14 protein-coding genes are annotated in these 22,764 nt (G+C 70.5%); 9 read left to right on the forward strand and 5 right to left on the reverse strand.

Annotated features, from left to right (window positions below):
* Positions 1–59: 59 nt before the first annotated feature.
* The gene (gene ngcE / locus ABZ842_RS32055) at positions 60–1,511 is read right to left on the reverse strand and encodes an N-acetylglucosamine/diacetylchitobiose ABC transporter substrate-binding protein (protein WP_361544782.1); all 1,452 of its coding nucleotides are present in this window, start codon (positions 1,509–1,511) and stop codon (positions 60–62) included.
* 521 nt (positions 1,512–2,032) lie between these two features.
* Here ngcE and ABZ842_RS32060 point away from each other — a divergent pair.
* The gene (locus tag ABZ842_RS32060) at positions 2,033–5,914 is read left to right on the forward strand and encodes a GH92 family glycosyl hydrolase (protein WP_361544785.1); all 3,882 of its coding nucleotides are present in this window, start codon (positions 2,033–2,035) and stop codon (positions 5,912–5,914) included.
* A 71-nt stretch (positions 5,915–5,985) separates the two neighbouring features.
* Here the strand turns inward: ABZ842_RS32060 and acnA are convergent, their stop codons facing one another.
* Positions 5,986–8,700: an aconitate hydratase AcnA gene (gene acnA / locus ABZ842_RS32065; protein WP_361544787.1), complete on the reverse strand. Its 2,715-nt coding sequence runs from the start codon at positions 8,698–8,700 to the stop codon at positions 5,986–5,988.
* 236 nt (positions 8,701–8,936) lie between these two features.
* On the opposite strand from acnA, the gene ABZ842_RS32070 reads away from it, so the two are divergent.
* The gene (locus tag ABZ842_RS32070) at positions 8,937–9,680 is read left to right on the forward strand and encodes a methyltransferase domain-containing protein (protein ID WP_361544790.1); all 744 of its coding nucleotides are present in this window, start codon (positions 8,937–8,939) and stop codon (positions 9,678–9,680) included.
* Between the two features lie 22 nt (positions 9,681–9,702).
* Here the strand turns inward: ABZ842_RS32070 and ABZ842_RS32075 are convergent, their stop codons facing one another.
* Both ABZ842_RS32075 and ABZ842_RS32080 read right to left on the reverse strand, forming a co-directional pair.
* Positions 9,703–10,773, reverse strand: a complete 1,071-nt coding sequence (locus ABZ842_RS32075) for an aminoglycoside phosphotransferase family protein (RefSeq protein ID WP_361544793.1) — start codon at positions 10,771–10,773, stop codon at positions 9,703–9,705.
* A gap of 42 nt (positions 10,774–10,815) precedes the next feature.
* Positions 10,816–11,937 (reverse strand): alkene reductase, encoded by a 1,122-nt coding sequence (locus tag ABZ842_RS32080; protein WP_361544795.1) that lies wholly within the window; start codon positions 11,935–11,937, stop codon positions 10,816–10,818.
* A gap of 153 nt (positions 11,938–12,090) precedes the next feature.
* Here ABZ842_RS32080 and ABZ842_RS32085 point away from each other — a divergent pair, with 153 nt between their 5' ends.
* From ABZ842_RS32085 to ABZ842_RS32095, 3 genes are all read left to right on the forward strand, one after another.
* The gene (locus ABZ842_RS32085) at positions 12,091–12,450 is read left to right on the forward strand and encodes a MerR family transcriptional regulator (RefSeq protein ID WP_361544798.1); all 360 of its coding nucleotides are present in this window, start codon (positions 12,091–12,093) and stop codon (positions 12,448–12,450) included.
* Positions 12,451–12,714: 264 nt separating this feature from the next.
* Entirely contained in the window at positions 12,715–14,244 is a 1,530-nt protein-coding gene (locus tag ABZ842_RS32090) for a UDP-N-acetylglucosamine 1-carboxyvinyltransferase (RefSeq protein WP_361544801.1), read from the forward strand.
* Between the two features lie 165 nt (positions 14,245–14,409).
* Positions 14,410–14,787 carry a nuclear transport factor 2 family protein gene (locus ABZ842_RS32095; protein WP_361544804.1) on the forward strand — a complete coding sequence of 126 codons (378 nt, stop codon included), beginning with the start codon at positions 14,410–14,412 and terminating at the stop codon, positions 14,785–14,787.
* 76 nt (positions 14,788–14,863) lie between these two features.
* On the opposite strand, the gene ABZ842_RS32100 is transcribed toward ABZ842_RS32095, so the two are convergent.
* Positions 14,864–15,907, reverse strand: coding sequence for a hypothetical protein (locus ABZ842_RS32100; protein WP_361544807.1), 1,044 nt, complete (start codon positions 15,905–15,907; stop codon positions 14,864–14,866).
* Positions 15,908–16,455: 548 nt separating this feature from the next.
* Here ABZ842_RS32100 and ABZ842_RS32105 point away from each other — a divergent pair.
* From ABZ842_RS32105 to ABZ842_RS32120, 4 genes are all read left to right on the forward strand, one after another.
* Positions 16,456–17,730, forward strand: a complete 1,275-nt coding sequence (locus tag ABZ842_RS32105; RefSeq protein ID WP_361544810.1) for a right-handed parallel beta-helix repeat-containing protein — start codon at positions 16,456–16,458, stop codon at positions 17,728–17,730.
* Between the two features lie 138 nt (positions 17,731–17,868).
* The gene (locus tag ABZ842_RS32110) at positions 17,869–20,883 is read left to right on the forward strand and encodes a BTAD domain-containing putative transcriptional regulator (RefSeq protein ID WP_361544813.1); all 3,015 of its coding nucleotides are present in this window, start codon (positions 17,869–17,871) and stop codon (positions 20,881–20,883) included.
* 189 nt (positions 20,884–21,072) lie between these two features.
* A complete protein-coding gene (locus tag ABZ842_RS32115; protein WP_361544816.1) occupies positions 21,073–21,399 on the forward strand; it encodes a MiAMP1 family antimicrobial peptide in 327 nt (108 codons plus the stop codon).
* Between the two features lie 649 nt (positions 21,400–22,048).
* Positions 22,049–22,426, forward strand: a complete 378-nt coding sequence (locus ABZ842_RS32120; protein ID WP_361544819.1) for a phosphopantetheine-binding protein — start codon at positions 22,049–22,051, stop codon at positions 22,424–22,426.
* Positions 22,427–22,764 lie beyond the last annotated feature (338 nt).

The raw sequence follows: 22,764 nt of genomic DNA on the forward strand, positions 1-22,764 counted from the left end.
GTGCCGTGTGGAGGGCCGGGGCCCCGTCCCCGGTCGCCGGGACGGGACCCCGACGGGAATCACTGGTGCTTGTACTTCTTGACGGAGTCGTCCTTCGCCGCCTCGTCGGCGAAGCCCTGGATGCGCTTGATAGCCTCGGCCGGGGTGATCCGGCCGGCCATCATCTCGCCCAGGCCCGCAACGCCGATCTTCTCCTTCTGGAGCGCGACGTACCAGTCCTGCATCCGCGGGTTGAGCACGTTCTTGCCGGCCTTCTCCAGCGCGGCGACGGCCGACTTCAAGCCCGGGGACAGCTCGATGCCGGTGGTGCCGCCGTCGTAGGCGCTCAGCGACTTCACCTGCGAGGTGAAGTTCTTCGAGGAGCCCTCGCTGAGCATGATGCGCAGCTGCTCCATGCCGCCGGCCTTGTTCTTCGCCTTCGACGGGACGATGAAGGGCTCGCCGCCGGAGGCCCACAGCGTGCCGAAGGGCAGCTTGTCGCCGGAGTCGAGGCCGGTGGGGGCGCCGACGGCGAGGTTGAAGTCCTTCGGCATCGTCTTCGCGGCCTCGTTCTCCACCCAGGAGCCGTTGGGGATGAAGAGCGCCTTGTTCTCGGTCCACTTGGTCTGCGACTGGATGTGGTCCAGACCCGGGGTGCCGTCGAGGATGTACCCCTTCCGCTTGAGCTCGTAGTACGCCTCGAAGCAGTCCTTCACCGCGGGGTGCTTCCAGGCGTTCGGCTCCAGGTTGTCGATGGCGTCGAGCACCTCGCTGCCACCGCGCTTGCCGATCATCGGGTAGAGCGAGAAGGGGATGTAGTACGGGTGCACACCGGCGTACGTCCAGCCGGCGATGCCCTTCTTCTTGGCCTTCTCGCAGACCGCCAGCATCTGGTCCCAGGTCTCCGGGTACGTCGCGTCCAGCGACTCCAGGAGCTTCTGCGAGTACCAGACGCCGTAGACGGTGTAGGAGTAGTAGAGGATCCACACCTGGGAGCCGTCGAACTGGCCCATCTCCACGATGCCCGGCCGCAGGGTGTCGCGGACCTTCTTTTTCGGGTCGTCGTAGGAGGGGGCGTCGAGCAGCTCGGTGAGGTCGTGCAGCTGCTTCTGCCCGACCAGGACGCCCATGTCCATCTGCTCTTTGCCGGAGTTGTCGATCAGGTCCGGCGGGGTGCCGCCGTTGAACCGCGGCTGGAGCTCGCTCTGGATCAACTGGGTCGCGTGGAACTTCACCTCGGCCTTGGGGAAGTTCTTCTCGTAGATCTTGACGGCGTCCTTGCCGTACTGACTGCCGAAGCCGCCGTCGAAGAGGACGAAGTCGAGCCCCGCGGACTCGTTGACGGCGAGCGGGTTCTTCTCGCTCTTCTCGCCCTTGTCGACGTCGCCGCCGTCGTCGCCGTCACCGCTGGCACAAGCAGAGAGGAAGCTCATCGTCGGAACCGTCAGCAGCCCGAGCGCAGCGGAGCGCTTGATCAGCTTGCGACGGTCGAGACCCGCGTTGGTCTCGTCGTGGGCGGAGGTGGATCCCATGCTCTAGTCCTCGCCTTCATCAGGACTGGGCGGTGAACAAGTCGCCCGTCCGTCTCGCCTCCCGGCGAAGGGCCCCGCCACCGCGGTCAATTGCTGTGGTTTCCCGTGGGAAACTCAGTGAAGCTTGGGTTGTGCACCATTCGGCAGCGGAAACGGACGGACGACAGCACGTCGTGTGCTCATGACTGTGCGCCTCCCCCGCTCCCCCTGGTCCACGCATCGTTCGCACGGCTGCCCGGACGCCGACAGGTATAGTCCACTTCCCGTCAGGGGAGCAAGATCAAGAGCAAGGTTGGCCTCCAGTCTTTCCCTAGTTGAGACCTCTCGGATATCTCGGACCGCACGCGGTCGGCGGGCTCGACTCTGCATGAGCTGATCATTCTTTGCGGAATGGCCGATTCCAAGTCCGACACTGCGTCAGCGCCCTTGACACCGCCTTGCACTTACCTCCCTACTGGAGCTTACGCATCAACGCTGACAACGTTGTCCACCGTGGCTTCCAGACGGAGGAAGGCCCCGCGATGCCCACACCCAGACGTCGGCCGAGGCCGACGGTCCCCCGGCACGGCCCCACCCGAACGGCGGTCCTGGTGGCCGCCGCCACCCTGTTGGTGACCACCGGCCAATCCGCCGCCGTAGCCCTGCCGACCAGTGCGGCAACGGCGCAGAAGGCCCCCGCGGACCGCTCGTTCACCTCCTCCTTCGAAGCGGATGAACGCCAGCCCGACTGGCGCAATACCGTGGAAGTCGGAGCGGACGGAAAGAAGCGGTCATCCGGCGTCAACGGCGGATTCGCCACCGGAATACCGGGCAATGTCACCGACAAGGTGATAGAGGTGCGCGCCAGCGGAGAAAACGCCGGAAGCGGCGAGGTGAAGGAGAACCTGGTCGATCTCCAGCCGAATACGAAGTGGTTGGAGTTCGCCGCCACCTCCTGGATCGAGTTCACCGCCGACGCCCCGATCAAAGTCGCCACCTATGCCCTGACCTCGGCGAACGACCACGCTCCGCGCGATCCGAAGGACTGGACCCTCAAGGGTTCGAGCGACGGCAAGGAATGGAAGGTGCTGGACTCCCGCTCGGGCCAGACCTTCGCCGAGCGCTTCCAGACCAAGACGTACGACGTGGGCGACCCGGCGCAGATCAGCGCGTACCCGCACTACCGGCTGGAGGTCACCGCGAACGGCGGTGCCGCCGAGACCCAACTCGCCGACGTGCAGTTCTCCGACGGCGGGTCGACCCCGCCGCCGCCCGACGACATGCGCTCCGCGGTGGACCGCGGCCCGCACTCCTCCCCCACCGCCAAGGCGAAGGTGGGCTTCACCGGCACCCGGGCGCTGCGCTACGCCGGCACCCACGTGGCCGAGGGCCGGGCCCACTCGTACAACAAGGTCTTCGACGTCAACACGGCCGTGCGCCGCAACACGGAGCTGTCGTACAAGGTCTTCCCGGCCATGCCGGACGGCGACCTCGACTACCCGGCGACCAACGTGGCGGTGGACCTGGCCTTCACGGACGGCACCTACCTCAGCGACCTCGGCGCCGTCGACTCGTACGGCGGCCGGCTGACCCCGCAGGGCCAGGGCGACGCCAAGCGGCTCTACGCGAACCAGTGGAACGCGGTGTCGTCGGCGATCGGCACGGTCGCGGCCGGCAAGACCGTGGACCGGATCCTGGTGGGGTACGACTCGGCGAAGGGCCCGGCGAAGTTCCAGGGCTGGCTGGACGACCTGGTGCTGGCGCCGGCGCCCGAGGCGGCGCGCCCGGAGCGCGTCTCGGACTACGCGTCGACGACCCGCGGCACCAACTCCGCGTTCGGCTTCTCGCGCGGCAACACCTTCCCCGCCACCGCAGTGCCGCACGGCTTCAACTTCTGGACCCCGGTCACCCGCGCCGACTCCACGGGGTGGCTCTACGACTACCAACTCGGCAACAACGCGGCCAACTTGCCCACCATCAAGGCGTTCAGCGCCAGCCACGAGCCGAGCCCGTGGATGGGCGACCGGCAGACCTTCCAGATCATGCCGTCGGCGGCCTCCGGAACCCCGGACACGGGCAAGGAGGCCCGCGCGCTGGCCTTCCGGCACGAGAACGAGACCGCGCGCCCGCACTATTACGGCGTGCGGTTCGAGAACGGTCTGAAGGCGGAGATGGCGCCGACGGACCACGCGGCCACCATGCGCTTCACCTACCCCGGTGACGACGCGAGCGTGGTCTTCGACAACGTCACGGCGCAGGGCGGGCTGACCCTCGACCCCGCCACCCGTTCCTTCACCGGCTTTTCGGACGTGAAGAGCGGGCTGTCCACCGGGGCCACCCGGCTCTTCGTGCACGGCGTCTTCGACGCCCCGGTCACCGACTCACGTGTCGACGGCGTCCGCGGCCATCTGCGCTTCGACGCCGGCGCGGACCGCACGGTCAACCTGCGCATCGCCACCTCGCTGATCAGCGTCGACCAGGCGAAGAAGAACCTGGCCGACCAGATCCCCGCGGGCACCGGCTTCGAGCAGGTCAAGGAGCGGGCGCAGGACGCCTGGGACGCGCTCCTCGGCCGGGTGGAGGTGGAGGGCGCCACCGAGGACCAGCTGGTGACGCTCTACTCCAGCCTCTACCGGCTCTACCTCTACCCGAACTCCGGTTTCGAGAACACCGGCACCAAGGCGAAGCCGCGCCACCGCTACGCCAGCCCCTTCTCCCCGATGACCGGGCCGGACACCCCCACCCACACCGGCGCGAAGGTCGTCGACGGCAAGGTGTACGTGAACAACGGCTTCTGGGACACCTACCGCACCACCTGGCCCGCGTACTCCTTCTTCACCCCGAAGAAGGCGGGAGAGTTGGTCGACGGCTTCGTGCAGCAGTACCGGGACGGCGGCTGGATCTCCCGCTGGTCCTCGCCCGGTTACGCGGACCTGATGACCGGCACCAGTTCGGACGTGGCCTTCGCCGACGCGTACGTGAAGGGCGTGCGCGGCTTCGACGCGGAGGCGGCGTACGAGGCGGCCCTGAAGAACGCCACCGTCGTCCCGCCGTCCTCGGGCGTCGGCCGCAAGGGCATGGCGACCTCGCCCTTCCTCGGCTACGCCTCCACCGCGACGCACGAGGGCCTGTCCTGGTCCCTGGAGGGCTACCTCAACGACTACGGCATCGCGAAGATGGCGCAGGCGCTGCACAAGAAGACGGGCGAGGAGCGCTACCGGGAGGAGGCGGAGTACTTCCTGAACCGGGCGCGGAACTACACCACGCTCTTCGACTCCGGGGCCGGCTTCTTCCAGGGCCGGGACCTCAAGGGCCAGTGGCGGGTGCCGAGCGAGAAGTACGACCCGCGCGTCTGGGGCTACGACTACACCGAGACCAACGGCTGGGGTTACGCCTTCACCGCCCCGCAGGACAGCCGGGGCCTGGCGAACCTGTACGGCGGCCGGGCCGGGCTCGGCAAGAAGCTGGACACCTACTTCGCCACCCCGGAGACCGCGTCGCCCGAGTTCAAGGGCTCGTACGACCAGGTCATCCATGAGATGACGGAGGCCAGGGACGTCCGGATGGGCATGTACGGCCACTCCAACCAGGTCGCCCACCACGCCACGTACATGTACAACGCGGCGTCGCAGCCCTGGAAGACGCAGGAGAAGGTGCGCGAGGTGCTGTCCCGGCTCTACGTGGGCAACGAGATCGGGCAGGGCTACCACGGCGACGAGGACAACGGCGAGCAGTCGGCCTGGTACCTGTTCTCGGCGATGGGCTTCTACCCGCTGGTGATGGGCAGCGGGGAGTACGCGATCGGCTCGCCGCTGTTCACCAAGATGACCGTGGAGTTGGACGGCGGTCGCAAGCTGGTGATCAAGGCGCCGAAGAACAGCGCGGAGAACGTGTACGTGCAGGGGCTGAAGGTGAACGGCAAGACGTGGAACTCGACGGCCCTGCCGCACTCGGCGGTCGCGCGCGGCGGCACGCTGGAGTTCGCGATGGGCCCGAAGCCCTCGTCGTGGGGCACCGGGAAGGACGCGGCGCCGGTCTCCATCACCGAGGACGACGCCGTGCCGAAGCCGCGGGCCGACGTGTTGGAGGGCGCGGGCGCGCTGTTCGACGACTCGTCGGCGACGTCGGCGGCGATCGCCCCCGACGGGGCGCTCGACCTGCCGGTGCCGACGGCCACCCGCGCCGTGCAGTACACCCTCACCTCGGCCGAAGCGGCGAAGGCGCCGGGCGGTTGGGTGCTCCAGGGCTCGTCGGACGGCGCGCGGTGGCGGGACCTGGACCGCCGCTCGGACGAGGAGTTCGCCTGGGACCGGCAGACCCGGGTGTTCTCGGTCGCGGCGCCCGGCGCGTACGCGAAGTACCGGCTGGTGCCCGCGGCAGGGGCGGGCGCGGCGACGCTGGCGGAGGTGGAGCTGATCTCGTAGCGGCTGGAGAAATGGCCGAAGGGCCGCACCCCGGGGTTCGGGGTGCGGCCCTTCGCGCGTGCGGTGGTGCGTCAGCCGCGGATCAGGTTCCGCAGGACGTACTGCATGATGCCGCCGTTGCGGTAGTAGTCCGCCTCACCGGGGGTGTCGATGCGGACGACCGCGTCGAACTCCACGCCCGAGTCGGTGGTGACCTTGACGGTGCGCGGGGTGGTGCCGTCGTTCAGTTCGGTCACGCCGGAGATGGCGAAGGTCTCCTCGCCGCTCAGGCCGAGGGCCTCGGCGCTGGCGCCCTCCGGGAACTGGAGCGGCAGCACGCCCATGCCGATGAGGTTGGAGCGGTGGATGCGCTCGTACGACTCGGCGATGACGGCCTTGACGCCGAGCAGCGCGGTGCCCTTGGCGGCCCAGTCGCGGGAGGAGCCGGAGCCGTACTCCTTGCCCGCGAGGATCACCAGCGGGGTGCCCTGCTCGATGTAGTTGCGCGAGGCGTCGTAGATGAAGGCGACCGGGGCGCCCTCCTGGGTGAAGTCGCGGGTGAAGCCGCCCTCGGTGCCCGGCGCGATCTGGTTGCGCAGCCGGATGTTGGCGAACGTGCCGCGGATCATGACCTCGTGGTTGCCCCGGCGCGAGCCGTAGGAGTTGAAGTCGCGGCGCTCGACGCCGTGCTCCGTGAGGTACTTGCCGGCCGGGGTGTCGGCCTTGATCGCACCGGCCGGGGAGATGTGGTCGGTGGTGACCGAGTCGCCCAGCTTGGCGAGCACCCGGGCGCCGGCGATGTCCTCGACCGGGGCCGGCTCCATCTGCATGCCCTCGAAGTAGGGGGGCTTGCGGACGTAGGTGGACTCGGCGTCCCACTCGAAGGTGTTGCCGGTCGGGATGGGCAGGGCCTGCCACTGGGCGTCGCCGGCGAAGACGTCCTGGTAGGACTTGGAGAACATGTCCTCGCCGATGGCGTTGGCGACGACGTCGTTGACCTCGGCCTCGGTGGGCCAGATGTCCTGGAGGTACACCGGCTTGCCGTCCTGGTCGATGCCCAGGGCGTCGCGGGTGATGTCGACCTTCATGGAGCCGGCGATGGCGTACGCGACGACCAGCGGCGGGGACGCCAGGTAGTTCATCTTGACGTCGGGGTTGATCCGGCCCTCGAAGTTGCGGTTGCCGGAGAGCACCGAGGTGACGGCCAGGTCGTGGTCGTTGACGGCCTTGGAGACCTCCTCCGGCAGCGGGCCGGAGTTGCCGATGCAGGTGGTGCAGCCGTAGCCGACGAGGTTGAAGCCGACCTTGTCGAGGTACGGGGTCAGGCCCGCCTTGTCGAAGTAGTCGGTGACGACCTTGGAGCCCGGGGCGAGGGTGGTCTTCACCCACGGCTTGCGGGTCAGGCCCTTCTCCACCGCCTTCTTGGCCACCAGCGCGGCGGCGACCATGACGTACGGGTTCGAGGTGTTGGTGCAGGAGGTGATCGCGGCGACGGTGACGGCGCCGTGGTCGATCTCGTAGGTGCTCCCGTCGGGGGCCGTGACCAGCGTCGGGCGGCTCGGCACGCCGTTGGCGGAGGCCGGGGCGTCGGAGGCCGGGAAGGACTCCTTGCCCGCCTCCTCGTCGTCCTCGACGTAGTTGCGGACGTCCTGGGCGAACTGCTCGGCGGCGTTGGCGAGGACGATGCGGTCCTGCGGGCGCTTGGGGCCGGCGATGGAGGGGACGACCGTGGAGAGGTCGAGCTCCAGCTTCTCGGAGAAGTCCGGCTCGGCGGCCGGGTCCAGCCACAGGCCCTGCTCCTTGGCGTACGCCTCGACCAGCGCGACCTGCTGGCTGGAGCGGCCCGTCAGACGCAGGTAGTTCAGGGTCTCGTCGTCGATCGGGAAGATCGCGGCGGTGGAGCCGAACTCCGGCGACATGTTGCCGATGGTGGCGCGGTTGGCGAGCGAGGTGGCGGCCACGCCCTCGCCGTAGAACTCCACGAACTTGCCGACGACGCCGTGCTGGCGCAGCATCTCGGTGATGGTGAGCACCAGGTCGGTGGCGGTGGTGCCGGGGGTGAGCTCACCGGTCAGCTTGAAGCCGACGACGCGCGGGATGAGCATGGAGACCGGCTGGCCGAGCATGGCGGCCTCGGCCTCGATGCCGCCGACGCCCCAGCCGAGCACGCCGAGACCGTTGACCATCGTGGTGTGCGAGTCGGTGCCGACGAGGGTGTCCGGGTACGCCTGGCCGCCGCGGACCATGACGGTGCGGGCCAGGTGCTCGATGTTCACCTGGTGGACGATGCCGGTGCCGGGCGGGACGACCTTGAACTCGTCGAAGGCGGTCTGGCCCCAGCGCAGGAACTGGTAGCGCTCGCGGTTGCGGCCGTACTCCAGCTCCACGTTCTGGGCGAAGGCGTCGTTGCTGCCGAACTTGTCGGCGATGACGGAGTGGTCGATGACCAGCTCGGCCGGGGCGAGCGGGTTGATCTTCGCGGCGTCGCCGCCGAGCTCCTTGACGGCCTCGCGCATGGTGGCGAGGTCGACGACGCAGGGGACACCGGTGAAGTCCTGCATGATCACGCGGGCCGGCGTGAACTGGATCTCCTGGCTGGGCTGGGCCTGCGAGTCCCAGCCGCCGAGCGCCCGGATGTGGTCGGCGGTGATGTTCGCGCCGTCCTCGGTGCGGAGCAGGTTCTCCAGCAGCACCTTCAGGCTGTAGGGGAGGCGAGCGGAGCCCTCGACCTTGTCCAGCCGGAAGATTTCGTACGACTCGTCGCCCACGTGCAGCGTGCTGCGGGCGTCGAAGCTGTTCGCCGACACGACAGTCTCCTTCATCAATGTGCGTACTACGTCATGCTGCCGCCATGGCCCCTCATCGATCCGCTAAGGTAGGGCTTGGTTAGGTAACCCTTACCGGGATGGCGACTGCGGTACGCCCGGGCAGTTATCTCGATGTCGAGATAACTCTAGTACATCGCCGCGGCTCGGTCATGCGCGGGCCCGCGTCCACGCGCGGGCCCGCGGTGTCGATCTTGCCCGCGGGGCAGGCTCTCCGCATGGCGACCTACAACACGATCGGCTCCGCGTACGCCCGAACGCGACGGCCCGATCCGCGCATCGCCGCGAGGATCCGCACCGCGCTCGGCGACGCCGTTGACGTGGTCGACGTCGGAGCGGGCACCGGATCGTACGAACCGCCGGGGACCGTCCTGGCCGTCGAGCCGAGCCGGGTCATGATCGACCAGCGCCGGCCGGGCTCCGCGCCGGCCGTGCGGGCGGTCGCGGAACGTCTTCCGCTGCGCGACGGCGCCGCCGACGCCGCGATGGCGGTGCTCACCGTCCACCACTGGACGGATCCCGCGGCGGGGATCGCGGAGCTGCGCCGCGTCGCCCGTCGCCGCGTGGTCGTCCTCACCTGGGATCAGCGCGTCTTTCGCGAACGGTGGTGGCTCGTGCGCGACTACCTCCCCGAGGCGGCGGCGTTCGACGACGGCCGCGCCGTCGACGTGGACCACCTGGCCGACCTGCTCGGCGGCGCGCGCTGCGAGCCGGTGCCGGTCCCCCACGACTGCACGGACGGTTTCGCCGCCGCGTACTGGCGTCGCCCGTACGCCTATCTCGACCCGCAGGTGCGCGCGGGGATCTCGCTGCTCGCCCAGACGGGGGAGGCGGTGATCGCGCCGGGTCTGGCGCGGCTCGCGGACGACCTGGAGACCGGCCGCTGGCACGCCCGGCACGGCGGACTGCTCGCGCTCAAGGAAGCCGACTTCGGCTATCGGCTGCTGGTGGCCGACCTCTGAACGAGCCGGTCGGCCGGCGCGTTCAGCCCAGGGCCGGCGGGGCGTCGAGGAGTTCCAGCAGCGAGGCGGCGCTCTGGGCGGCGCAGACGTCGTCGGTCGTTCGGGAGGTTCCCGGGAAGAGGCGGCCCCAGGACGCGGCGCGGCCGACGGCGCCCAGGCGCCAGCTCAGGGACAGCGCGCGGCGCAGTTCGACGGGGCCCGCGCCGTCGCCCGTCCACGGTTCGAGGTACGCGTCCCGCAGTCGCAGCAGCGCCGCGCGCCCGGCGCCGTGGTGGTCGGGGACCATGCGCCGGGCGGGGACGCGGAAGCTGCAGAAGGGGTGGGAGACGGTGGCGTCGCCCCAGTCGAAGAAGGTGTAGCGGCCCGGTCCGGGGTGGAAGAGCTGGCCCTCGTGCAGATCGGCGTGGTCGAGGGTGTCCGCGATGCCGACGGCGGCCAACTCGGCGCACCACTCGACGAGCCGGGGCCGCAGCGCCCGCAGCCGCCGGCGGTCGTCGGCCGTCAGGGCGGTGCCGTCGGTCACGAGCCGGTCCACGAGGTCGGGGAGGGCGCGGGTGCGTGCGGCGGGGACGCCGAGCCGTTCGATCTCGTCGGCGTGCGGGGTGAGCGTGCGCTGCACGTGCGCGTACTGGCGCAACGGCTCCTCCCAGGCGCGCGGGTCGACGGCCCCGGCGCCGAGCGCGGTCTTGAAGAGGGGGCCGCCGTCGGGGAGCAGCGACCAGCCCCGGTCAACGTCGACGGCGATCGGTCGCAGCGCGTGCCCGGGCACCCAGCGGGCGAGTGCGGAGGTCAGTGCGGCTTCGAAGGCGCTGGCGGGCGGGTTGGCCTTGAACCAGACGGTGCCGAGCCCGGCCGCGTGCGTCCGCACCAGGACGGACCAGGGGCGCAGCCGTACGGTCCGCGGCCCGGACTCCCGCAGGCCGCGGGCGGCGAGCTCGCGTTCGATCCACCCCAGGGCGTCGGCCCGCCACGTCGGTTGCTCCCACGGGGTGACCGCGTTCGCGTAGGCGCCGCGGTCCACGGCCGTGGTCGCGTCGGGGCCTCCGGCCGTGGTCGCGTCGAAGCTCGCGTCGGTGTCTCGGTCGTGCTGCATGGCGCCATCCCAGCAGCGTTGCACCGTGACCACCAGCACTTTTCAGTGCGCGCCGGCGGCGACGGGCTCCGCGGCTCGCCGCGTCGTCGCCAGGGTCGGGTAGTCCGTGTAGCCGCGGGCGCCGTGGGTGTAGAGGTGCGCGGCGTCGATCTCGTTCAGCGGTGCGCCGGCGGCGAAGCGCTCGGGCAGGTCCGGGTTGGCGATGTAGGAGCGACCGTACGAGACCAGGTCCGCCAGGCCCTCGCGCAGGACGGCCTCGCCGCCCTCCTTGGTGGTGGCGTCGCGGTTCTCGCCGACGTTGGCGATCAGCGTGCCGTGCCAGAGCGGGCGCAGGTCGGCCAGTGCGGGGTAGTGGTCGTCGTCGATGAGGTGCAGATAGGCGAGTCCGAGGCGGTCGACCTCCTCGACGAGGGCCCGGTAGACGGGTCCGGGGTCCCGCTCCACCATCCCTTCTTGCGGATTGCCGGGCGACAGCCGCAGGGCGGTGCGGTCCGCGCCGACGGCGTCGGCGACCGCGCTCACCACCTCCAGGGGGAAGCGGATGCGGTCGCGGACGCTGCCGCGGCCGTAGCGGTCGTCGCGCAGATTGGTGTTGTCGGCCAGGAACTGGTGGATGAGGTAGCTGTTGGCGCCGTGCAGTTCGACGGCGTCGAAGCCGGCGGCGATGGCGTTGCGGGCGGCGTGCACGTGGTCGGCCACGGCCCGTTCGACGTCCTCGACGCTCATCGTGCGGGGCAGCGGGGCGGGCGCCTTGCCGCCGTCCCTGACGTGGACGTCGCCGGGCACGGGCACGGCGGACGGGCCGGCGGGCACGTCGCCGTCGATCCGGGAGAGCGGGTGCCCGTGGCGTCCGCCGTGCATGAGTTGGGCGACGATCCGCCCGCCGGCGGCGTGCACGGCGTCGGTGACCGCGCGCCAACCCCGTACGTGCTCCGGGGTCTCCAGGCCGGGCATCCGCCAGCCGGCCTGGCCGCGGCTGCTGGGCCAGATGCCTTCGGTGACGACGAGGCCGGCGCTGGCGCGCTGGGCGTAGTGGTCGGCGACGATCGGCAGGGGCGTGCCGTCCTCGGCGGCGCGGAAGCGGGTCATCGGCGCCATCACGATGCGGTTGGGGAGCCGGAATCGGCCGAAGGAGTACGGGGCGAGGAGGGGTGAGTTCGTCATGGCCGTACCGTAGAAGTTGACACCGGTGTCAGGTTCAAGCGTGGCGCGGCGGAGGTTGCGGGACGTCGCGAGAGTCGCGGGACGCTGCCGGGCATCGTGGAAGTCGTGGGAGTCGTGGAAGTCGTGGGAGTCGTGGAAGTCGTGGGAGGGGACATGAGGATAGGGGAACTGGCGACGCGGACGGGTGTGAGCGAGCGTTCGTTGCGCTACTACGAGAAGCGGGGGCTGCTGGCGTCCGACCGGACGCCGGGCGGGCACCGCGACTTCCCGGAGCGGGCCGTGGACCGGGTGGTCCATATCCAGGAGCTGCTCGCGGCGGGGTTGAACACGACGACGATCGCCCAGGTGCTGCCGTGCATGCGGGACTCCGACGGCGGCCCTTCGGCGTCCGCCACGCCCCAGCTCGTCCAGTGGCTGACGCAGGAGCGGACCCGGATCAACGGCCTGATCGACGAATTGATCCGGTCCCGTGAGGTGCTGGACGAGGTGATCGGCGCAGCGTCGGGCAAGTGAGCGGGCGCATCGACCCAGGTGAAGATGTGGCATGAATCGCCCGTTTTGACCTGACCTCATATGCGAGACGCGCCACAGGCATGACACCGGAGGCGGCGGGTAGGCGGTCGACATCATCCGGATGGACCGCCTCCGCTTGCCGGCGCGGCTCCCCCGACGCAACGTCAGAAGCGGAGGGCCGCAGGCTCGCACGAACGGGTGCACCTCACTCGGATGACACCCCCAGCGCGCGCCTCATCTCATATCTGAGATAACCTCCTTCGCATGGCAGACGACTACCTCGTACGCATCGGCAAGCTCATTCGTGACGCGCGTCAGCATCGCGGCTGGACACAGAGTCAGCTCGCCGAAGCGCTCGGCACCAGCCAGAGCGCCGTGAACCGCATCGAGCGCGGCAACCAGAACATCAGCCTTGAGATGATCGCCCGCATCGGGGAGGCCCTCGACAGCGAAATCGTCTCCCTCGGTTACGCGGGCCCGATGCATCTGCGGGTGGTCGGCGGCCGTCGGCTCTCCGGCGCCATCGACGTCAAGACGAGCAAGAACGCGTGCGTCGCCCTGCTCTGCGGCTCCCTGCTCAACAAGGGCCGCACCGTGCTGCGCCGCGTCGCGCGCATCGAGGAGGTCTACCGTCTGCTGGAGGTGCTGAACTCCATCGGCGTGCGCACCCGCTGGATCAACGAGGGCATGGACCTGGAGATCGTCCCGCCGGCCCGGCTCGACCTGGACGCCATCGACGCCGACGCCGCCCGCCGGACCCGTTCCATCATCATGTTCCTCGGCCCGCTGCTGCACCGCGTGGACAACTTCCGGCTGCCGTACGCGGGCGGCTGCGACCTCGGCACCCGCACCATCGAGCCCCACATGATCGCGCTGCGCCGCTTCGGCCTCGACATCACCGCGACCGAGGGCCTGTACCACGCCCGGGTGGAGCGCACGACCGCCCCCGGCCGGGCGATCGTCCTGACCGAGCGCGGCGACACCGTGACCGAGAACGCCCTGCTGGCGGCGGCCCGCCACGACGGCGTCACCGTCATCCGCAACGCCTCCTCCAACTACATGGTCCAGGACCTGTGCTTCTTCCTGGAGGCGCTCGGCGTACGGGTCGAGGGCGTCGGCACCACCACGCTCACCGTGCACGGCGTCCCCACCATCGACGTGGACGTCGACTACTCCCCCTCCGAGGACCCGGTCGAGGCGATGAGCCTGCTGGCCGCCGCGGTGGTGACCGAGTCCGAACTCACCATCCGCCGAGTGCCGATCGAGTTCCTGGAGATCGAGTTGGCCGTCCTGGAGGAGATGGGCCTCGACCACGACCGCTCCACCGAGTACACCGCCGACAACGGCCGCACCCGCCTGATCGACCTGACGGTGCGCCCCTCCAAGCTGGAGGCGCCCATCGACAAGATCCACCCGATGCCGTTCCCCGGCCTGAACATCGACAACGTCCCGTTCTTCGCGGCGATCGCGGCCGTGGCGCAGGGCCAGACCCTCATCCACGACTGGGTCTACGACAACCGCGCGATCTACCTCACCGACCTCAACCGCCTCGGCGGACGCCTCCAACTCCTCGACCCCCACCGCGTCCTCGTCGAGGGCCCCACCCGCTGGCGCGCGGCGGAAATGATGTGCCCGCCGGCCCTGCGCCCGGCCGTGGTGGTCCTGCTCGCGATGATGGCCGCGGAGGGCACGTCCGTGCTGCGGAACGTGTACGTCATCAATCGCGGCTACGAGGAGCTGGCGGAGCGGCTGAACTCGGTGGGGGCGCAGATCGAGATCTTCCGCGACATTTGACATGCCGGTGCCGCCACGCCTCCACCTCTGGGACTTCTCCGGGAAGGGAGCCCGGGAGCGTTCCCGGGCTCCCTTCCCGGCTAGTGCTGTGACCGGGATGGTTCATCGTGTTCGGGAGGTGGCTCGCGGGACGAGCGCACGCGAATCGGCTGGTATTACTGGGGCATGCAGGAAGAGACCGCACGCTCCGCGATCGACACGTTCATCTCCGCGTTCAACGCCTCGGACGACAGCTATGTGACTGCCCTGCTCTCCCAGGCCCTGACCTCAGACGTGGTCCTCTGGGGGCCGTTGGGCCGCAGCGAAGGAATCGCGGCGGTCGAACGGTTCGTGCTGGACATCCGGCGCCACCCTGCGGGGGCCGGCACGATGGTGCGCTGCTCAGCCGTGGACATGCCTGACGAGTGGGCCCGGTACCAGTGGGTCTTCACCACGCCGGACGGAGGCCCCCGGGTGACGGGAACGGACGTCGTCCATCTGCGGCGGAGCCTCATCGACCAGGTCATCGTCTTTGCCGGGGAGATCGCGCCGTCGGCCCCCTGAGTCGTCTGTCGCCGCCCCTCCCCCGGACTTGCCCCCTTCGGCGCCCGACTGCCCCCTCCGCGCGCCTGACGCCGGGTCAGCCGGTCTGGATGGAGAGGCCCAGCGCGCTGGAGAGCCTGCGCCACGGAGTGACGAAGCACGACGAACCGCTCGTCACGAAGACCTGGCCCCGGGCGTGGGCGCCGTTGGCGTCCTTGGCGTAGAAAGGGGCACCCTGGTCGCCGGGTTGCGGCAGGGGGCCGCCCCGGACCACGAGCAGCGGACCCCAGCAGCTCTGCGCACCGCACAACTGGCCGTTGACGCTGACCACCTGTCCCCCGCACACCTCGCCGGAGGTCCGGCCGCTGTAGCAGTAGTTGGCGCCCCCGATCACGGCGTCGCCCGCCGAGAGCACGGGAATGGTGGTGGTGCTGGCGGGCCCCCCGGTGTAGATCCGGCCGCCGTACGAACGCCCGGCGATCACCGCGGCATCGACGGCGGGCTGCCGCAGGACGACGGTGCCGTGGGAACTGACCCCGGATTCGGTCGACACGGACGCCCCGGCGGGGAGGCAACTGGCCGAGCCGGTGCCGTAGACGGTTCCCCCGCTGTCGCGCAGCGCGAAGCCAGCGGTGCAGGGCCCGTTGGCGGCGGTGGCGCGGATACCCGCGCCGCCTTTGAAGGGCGGGTCGTCGTTGCGGCGGTGGAACTGGTTCGCCGAACGGTCCTGGGGCGGGGCGGCGGTCGGGGTGCGCAGCGATGCGGTGGCCCGCCTCCCGGTCACGGCGACCACGACGTCCGGGGGAGCGTCGGACTCCAGGACGATCTGCCCCTTGGTGCGATCGAGGTAGCTGGCGAAGGTGTACGTGGTTCCGCCGGCGGCGACGTGTGCGGAGATCCGTTTCTGGAGCCGGGCCAGTTCCCGCGCGGCGCCGGGTGGCACCGGCGGGACGGAGGCCGCGGCCCCGGAGGCGTGCTCCGGCACCACTCGGGTCGTCTCACGCGGGGGTGCCGCGTCCTTCTCCGAGCCGGGAGCCGGGCCCGCCCCTAAGGTCAACAGCGCGATGACGACGGCGGCGATGGCGCCGGTAGGTCTTCTGCGCTTCCTCCACGCACCCGGTCCGCGTCTCGTCCTGTCCATGGGAACCTCCTGGACCTTGTGGACGGCCCCGGCCGGACGGCCGGGACCTGTGACGCATCGTGGGGGCGAACGGCGGTCGCGGCTAGGGGGTGTCTGCAAAGCGGCGTCGTCCGCCCGGGCGCCGACGTCTACCTCGGCATCGACTCGGCTGTCCGGCCGTACTTCGGTTGCGGCCGGACCTGGGCGCTGAGCTCATGGACACAGACCGTTCTCGTCAGCGAGGAGGAAGGTCAAGAGCCTCACCGGCCTCACGCACGTCATTCGAGTGACGGACGTCAGCAAAGAGGGAAACGCCGATTCTCTTATTGCTGCTCCATACACGAAAAGGTGACAAAAAGGCTAGCGAAACGACAAAGCAGCCGTACGACGAAAAAACAAATCGGTCAACCTTCCCCCGGCTTTGGTCATTCCTTGCCACTTCATAGCCTTCGGCTTGCTCTCGCTTGACCCTGTGCGAGGAGGCGGGCCGCCCGCCTCGTCGTCATCCTCAAGGGCCCGAGCCCGGTCCGCGAGATCGGTGAGCAACGCACGGCAGAAGGAGTCTCGGCATGATCGGCCTTTCCCGGACGCTGTCTTCAGGGTGGTTCGCAGCGGTGGGCGCCACCGCGCTGTTGGGCGCACTGGCGCCCGCGCCGGCGGCGCACGCGGCGCCGCTCTCGTGTGGCCAGACCGTCACGACCAGCGTGGTTCTCACTGCTGACCTGCTCAACTGCCCCGGTGACGGCCTGGTCGTCGCCGGCAGTGGCATCACGGTCGACCTCAACGGGCACACCATCGACGGCATCGGTCTGGGCGTCGGCATCCGCAACGACGGCTTCGACAACACCACGATCACCAACAGCGCCAGCAATCCCGGCCCGATTCAGGACTTCGACTACGGGGTCCGACTCAACCCGGGCGCGTCGGGGAATGTCGTCGAAGAACTCACCGTCCAGCTGAACGAACTCGCCGGTGTCGAGCTCAACGGCGCCGTCGGCAATAACCGTGTACGGAACAACCTCATCGACCGGCAGTCCCAAAGAGGCATCACCGTCCTCGGCGGGTCGAGCGGCAACGTGATCGCCGGGAATACGATCACCGGCAACCAGGGCGAGGGCCTCTTCGTGCAGAACTCGGCCGATAACCGTCTCGAAGGCAACCAGGTCGCCAACAGCGGCGACGCCGGCCTGGTCCTGGAGGGCTCCAGCGGAAACACACTGCTGTCCAACACCGTCGGCAACAGCAGCGACGGCGCGTTCCTCGTCCGGCTCGGCTCGAACGACAACCTCATCCAGGGCAACTCCTCGACCCAGAACGCGGACGCCGGGCTGATCGTCTCCGGCTCCAACGGCAACCGCGTCCTGAACAACACCCTCCAGGGCAGCGGCGACAGCGGCATCTTCCTCCAGTCCGCCAACGGCTCCACGATCACCGGCAACGACGTCCGGCTGAACACCGGCGGCATCGAGCTGAGCGACTCCGACAACAACCTGATCCGGTCCAACATCGCGAACGACACCACCGGGGACGGGATCAGCCTGGAGCTCTCCGTCAACAACCGGCTGGAGCTCAACCAGGTCAACAGCAACAACTCGCGGGGCATCTACGTCGCCGGGGACGCAGCCGCCGGTTCCGGCAACCGCCTGGTCGACAACACCGCCAACGCCAACAACGGCGACGGCATCCACGTCTCCAAGGCCGTCCACACCCTCCAGGGCAACACCACCCGCAACAACGGCGGCTGGGGCGTCTTCGCCGACCCGGGCAACGTCGACGGCGGGGGCAACCGGGCGAGCGGCAACGGGCAGGCGGCCCAGTGCGCCGGCGTGGTGTGCGCGCCGTGACCGGTTCGAGGGCGTAGAGCAGAGCCGGCCGGCGGACGACGAGTCCACCGGCCGGCTCGTCAGGGAACGGCGGGCGATTCCAGTGACCCCCGCACGCATCGCAGTCACGCGGTCACTCTGTGTTCTAGCATCGCGGCGATGGACGCACAGTACGAGTTCGGGATCCTGGGGCCGGTCCGCGTCGTGCGGGACGGGCGGGACGTGGCCGTCGGCGCCGTCCAACTGCGCACCGTGCTCGCCGCGTTGTTGGTGGACGCCGATCGGGTGGTCCCGGTGGCGGCGTTGGTGGACCGGCTCTGGGGAGACGGGCCGCCGCGGGGTGCGCGCAACGCCGTGCAGAACTACGTCCTGCGGCTGCGGCGCGCCCTCGGGCCCGATGTGGTGGTGACCGACCGGTGCGGTTACGTGCTGCGGGTGGCGGAGCAGGGCGGGCTGGACGTCCGCGGGTTCGCCTCGCTCGTCGCCGCCGGGCGCGCCGCCGCGGACGAGGGGCGGTCGGAGCGGGCGGTGGGGCTGCTCGACGAGGCGCTCGGACTGTGGCGGGGCGAGCCGTTGGGGGATCTGCCGGCGGAGCGGTTCCAGGACGTCGTACCCGCGCTGCACGAGCAGCACCTGGCCGCCCAGGGGGCGTGGGTCGACGCGGTGTTGGCGTGCGGGCGGCCCGTCGACGCGCTGCCGCGGCTACGGCGGCTGACCGACGGCCACCCCCTGGACGAGCGGTTCTGGGCGCAGCGGATGCTGGCGCTGTACCGGTGCGGTCGGCAGGGCGAAGCGCTGGAGTGCTTCCGGCGGGTGTCCGCGGTGCTCGCGGAGGAGTTGGGCATCGACCCGGGCGCCGAGTTGAAGGACCTGCACCAGCGGATGCTGGCCGCGGCACCGGACCTCGTGCCGACGGCCCGGCGACAGGAGCTCGTCACGGCCGCCGCCACCGTCGGCAGCCGCGCGCCGTCCGCGGACGCGCCGGGGAACCTGCCCGCCGAGACGACGTCGTTCGTCGGCCGCAAGGACGAGATCGACGAGACGGGCCGGCTGCTGGCGCGGGGCCGGTTGGTGACGCTGACGGGGGTCGGCGGCGTCGGCAAGACCCGGCTCGCGCTGCGGACCGCGCGACGGCTCGCGCCCTCGTTCCCGGACGGCGTGTGGCTCACGGACCTCGCCGCGCTGACGGACCCCGCGCTGTTGGAGCGGGCGGTCGCCGAGTCGTTGGGGCTGCGCGACCAGTCCATGCGGTCGGCGGGCGACGCGATCGCCGACCGGCTGCGCGTCCGACGGCTGTTGCTCGTCCTGGACAACTGCGAGCACCTGGTGGGGGCGGTGGCCGCGCTGGTGCTGCGGCTGTTGCGGGCAGCGCCGGAGCTGCGGGTGCTCGCCACCAGCCGCGAGCGGCTGTGCGTACCGGGTGAGCACGTGTTGCTCGTACCGTGTCTGGCCCTGCGGGAGGGGCCCGACGGGGCTCCGTGCGAGGCTGTTCGGCTGCTGGTGGACCGGTCGGCCGCGGGCGGCGCGCCGCCGTGGGCCGACGAGCGGCGCGCGGCGGCGGCCACCGAGCTCTGCCGGCGTCTCGACGGCATCCCGCTGGCCATCGAGTTGGCGGCCGTACGGTTGAGCGCACTGACCGTGGAGGAGGTCCTGGAGCGGTTGGAGGACCGCTTCCACCTGCTGTCGGCCCGGCGCGACCGCGCCCGGGGCGGCGACGGTGTTGAGGGCGTCGACGGTGCCGGGCGGTACCGGCAGACGCTGCGCGGTGTCATGGACTGGAGCCACGGTCTGTGCACGCCCGGGGAGCGGCTGTTGTGGAGCCGGCTGTCGGTCTTCGCCGGCGGCTTCGACCTGGAGGCCGCCGAGTCCGTGTGCACGGGCGGGGGCATCGACCGCGCGGACGTGCTGGACCTCGTGGACGGCCTCGTCCACAAGTCCGTCGTGACGGTGGACCACGGGGACGCCGGTCGTCGGCGGTACGGGAGCGCGTCCCGCTACCGGCTGTTGGAGACCATCCGTCAGTACGGCGCCGAGCGGTTGCGCGCGGAGGGCGACGCGACGGGGGTACGGGTGCGGCACGGCGAGCACTACCGGGACCTGGCGGCCCGGGCCGCGGCCCAGTGGTGCGGCCCCGACGAGGTCGGCTGGCTGGAGCGGCTGCGGATGGAGCTGCCCAATGTGCGTTCCGCGCTCGACTTCTGCCGTGCCGCCCCGGGCCGGGCGCCGATCGGGGCGCAGATCACCGTCGACCTGATGCGGACCCGCGCCTGGTTCTTCGGCAGCACGCTGGGGGAGGCGCGGCACTGGATCGAGAGCCTGTCTGAGCGGTTCCCCGATGCTGCGGACGGGGAGGGCGGGGCGGACGGGGCGCCGGCCGTGGTGGTGACGGCGATGAAGACCTTCATCGCGTTGATCCAGGGCGACCCGGCGGCCACCGCGTACTTGGCGGAGTGTCGTACGGCCGCCGGTGACGGCGCCGGTCCCGCCGACGGTACGGGCGGCCGGCAGCAGGCGGCGCCGGTCGAGTACATGACGGGCGTGCACGGCCTGCTGGTGCTCGGTGACCCTTCCTCCATCGACCGGCTCGCGCGTGCGCGTGCGGAGTTCGCCGCGGTCGGGGAGGCGGGCGACGCGCACATGGCCACCATGTTCTGGGCCATGGCGGCGGCCTTCCTCGGCAGCGGCGACGCCGCCCGTGCCGCCTGTGCCGCGTACGTCGCCGAGGCAGAGGCCGCCGGTGCCGCATGGGCGCTCACCTGGGCCCAGTGGTGCACCGGCCTGACGGAGCTGCTGCACGGGGACCCGCGGCGGGCCCTGGTCCCGCTGTGCGACGCCCTGGTCCGGCAGCGCGCCGTGGCCGACAACTGGGGTCCCGCCTGGAGTTTGGAGACGCTGGCCTGGACGCTGGGCGCCCTCGGCCGGCATCGGCAGGCGGTCGTCGTCCTCGGTGCTGCCCGGCGCCACCGGCGGGTGACGGGGGCGCAGCTGACCGGCCTTCGCCCGTTCGCCGCGCTGCACGCCCGTACGCAGGCCGTCGTACGGGAGCACCTGTCGCCCGGCGCGTACGACGAAGCGTGGGAGCGGGGCGCGGGGGCGGGGGACGGCATCGCGCTGGCGCTGGCCATCGCGCACGAGGTCCACGGGGCGGAGGCCGGGCGGCCGGCGGCGCAGTGACCGGGACGTGACCGGGCGGAGAGCGGGCGGCGGAAGGGTTCCGTGCGGGACCTCGGAAGGTACCCGGCGGTCCGGTGCGTCCGCCCGCGCCGTCGTGGCCTGCGACGGCGCGGCAGGGCGCCCGCACCGCGGGCCCGCGGCCGACCACGTGCCGAAGGCCGTAAGACGAACGACGCGAACGGGAGCACCATGCGTACACCTCACTCCGTCCGAACCGCCGTCGGTGCGACGGCGCTCGCCGGCGCCCTCCTGCTGGGCACCGGTGGCACGGCCTTCGCGAGCAGCTTCCTGAGCTGGTCGGGGCCGCAGAACACCGGGAGCGCCAGGGAGGTCTTCGCCTGCGGCTGCAACAACATCGACCCCGGTCACAAGGCCGCCTACCGCTTCACGTACACCGGCCAGACCGCCGCGATGTACAACGAGTCCGACTGCCGGGGAGTGGTGCACCACACCTTCCGGGGCAGCCAGGAGAGCAGGGACGCGTTCGGCTGGAAGAGCGTCTTCTTCCACTGCTGACCGGCTGACGTCGTGGGCGGGCGCACCGACCGGGGCGCCCGCCCTCAGCGTGGGCGCGGCGCTGGGTCGTGTCCGCGATGTCGCACCTCGGCGGGCGCGGTAGCGCCGTGCCGAGTGGGAACTGCGCGACGAGCCGTCCATCGGCCAGTGCGGACCGGCCCTCCCGCAGTACTACGGCGGCTCCCATTCCATGGCCTCTCCTCCGTGCCTGCTCCGTGCCCCCGCACCGCTTGGATTTCGCCGAGGCTAGGGCTCGCAACGACCGGTGGTGAACCTCCGATGGGACTACGCCGGGTCGATTCGGTCCCGCGGTGGGAGGCGTTACGGCACCCGTTCTCCTCCTTTCGGCGGAGGGTCCGTGCACCCTGACAGCGGGAGACCTCATTTCACCGGCCCCCTCCCACCGAAGGAGAAGGGCGGAAGTCACTCCGGTGGGATGATTTACAGCTTTCAGATCCCACGTCTAGCGTCAATGGGCATCGATCTTGGCCCGGCGCCCCCGCAGCCGGTTCGGGATCGAGCGGGGCGCCCCCGACGGGTTCCACTTCCCGGAACCGGTCCTTTCTCCCTCACACCGACGAAGTGCTCGTGCGTCCCGCCAGCAGTGGCTCCGACCGGAACAGAACGCTTCACGTGGGAGACCTACATCATGACGAGTGAACACGAGTCCCTGGCACCCCGCGAAGAGCTCCTTTGCCGGCTCTTTGCCGAAGTGCTCAAGCGGCGGGAAGTATCCGTCGACGAAGGGTTCTTCGCGCTCGGCGGCGACAGCATCTCCGCGGTCGGCCTGGTCGGCCTGGCTCGGGAGGCCGGTCTGGAATTCACTCGGCGCGAGCTCTTCCAGAACCCTTCGCCCACGGAGCTGGCCGCCGTCGCACGGGAAGTGGCGCCTCCTGCGGAGGTGGCGGCCGATTCCACGGCCCCGGGGGCCATGGCCGGCACGACCCCGGGCTTCGTCGCCGAGGACACGCCGCTCATTTCGCTGTCCCAAGCCGAACTCGACGAGATCGAACGGCAAATCGGCTGACCTTCGCGCGCTTGGCGGATCACCCCTTGGCGATCTGCCGGACTTCTGTGGTGCGCGCTTTCCCCCTGGACTGTTCCGCTCAGCCGGCACCTGGCAACACGACGGACTGAGCCCATCTTCATACGCATGCAGCAGCCGTCCTCGATGGGCCTCCATCGACGGAACGGGCGCTGCCTCCTGACCCATTCCGGAAACAAGAACACCAGAGGGAGCGGATCGATGAAGCCGGGAATCTCCGACGTGTTGCCGTTGGCGCCGTTGCAAGAGGGCCTGCTCTTCCACGCCCTGTACGACGACCAGGACACCCCCGACGTCTACGTCGTCCAAATCGCCCTACA

The sequence above is a fragment of the Streptomyces sp. NPDC047315 genome (assembly GCF_040643215.1).
Classification (GTDB): Bacteria; Actinomycetota; Actinomycetes; order Streptomycetales; family Streptomycetaceae; genus Streptomyces.